This window comes from Thalassolituus sp. UBA6592 (assembly GCF_002433655.1).
Classification (GTDB): domain Bacteria; phylum Pseudomonadota; class Gammaproteobacteria; order Pseudomonadales; family Oceanobacteraceae; genus Venatoribacter.
This window is the reverse complement of record NZ_DJIO01000043.1, coordinates 8,148-8,511: the sequence shown is the minus strand read 5'-3', so window position 1 is coordinate 8,511 and position 364 is coordinate 8,148. Positions and strand designations below refer to the sequence as shown.

Here is a 364-nt window from a genome sequence, read left to right as displayed (position 1 = left end):
TATGCCGGGCATCGCCAGCAGCGCCACCGCCGTGCTCATCGGCCAGGTCGCGGCGCGCACGCAGAATATCCGCGTTGGCTCCGGCGGCATTATGCTGCCCAATCACCCGCCATTAATCGTTGCCGAACAGTTCGGTACGCTGGATGCGCTCTACCCCGGTCGTATTGATCTGGGCTTAGGCCGCGCCCCGGGTTCCGACCCACTCACCAGCCGGGCACTGAAACGCGATGACATGCGCGCCGAACGCTTCCCGGAAGAAGTGGCTGAACTGCAGCAGTTACTCGGCCCCGACAGCGGCCGCCGGGTACAGGCCTATCCGGGCAGCAACAGCCAGGTCGATATCTGGCTGCTCGGCTCCAGCCTG

General features: G+C 65.4%; 1 protein-coding gene. It reads left to right on the top strand.

Annotation, left to right across the window (positions count from 1 at the left end):
* Positions 1–364: MsnO8 family LLM class oxidoreductase (locus B2Z72_RS03955; RefSeq protein WP_297004207.1), on the top strand; the 364-nt coding region annotated here is incomplete at both ends.